1 protein-coding gene is annotated in these 277 nt (G+C 47.7%); it reads right to left on the bottom strand.

The window, feature by feature from the left end:
- Positions 1–277 (bottom strand): glycosyl hydrolase 2 galactose-binding domain-containing protein (locus AB4653_RS18875; RefSeq protein ID WP_408063583.1); only part of this gene is annotated, 277 nt, incomplete at both ends.

Raw genomic sequence — 277 nt, 5'->3', positions numbered from 1 at the left:
GAACTGAAGATATGGAGCTTGCCAGATTCCGATACGAGAATCTGATTTAGCGACGACCTGTGAAGAGATAGAGTCATCCATATCCTCTTCAAGCAACAGGCTCTCCTCTTCTTCAAGGAAAAGGATCTCAAAACGATTTCGACCAGGCTGCATATAAGGACGAATGTCCTTGCGATATTCGGCTTCGCTGCCATCACAGTCAAACACGGCAACGCCATTGAGTCGCACTTCTGCAAAGTAGTCAACGCCTGCGACGACTAGCTCAACAAATGGGCAT

The organism is Vibrio sp. 10N.222.48.A3, assembly GCF_041475345.1.
GTDB lineage: Bacteria > Pseudomonadota > Gammaproteobacteria > Enterobacterales > Vibrionaceae > Vibrio > Vibrio tasmaniensis_A.
This window is presented reverse-complemented; position numbering and strand designations above follow the sequence as displayed.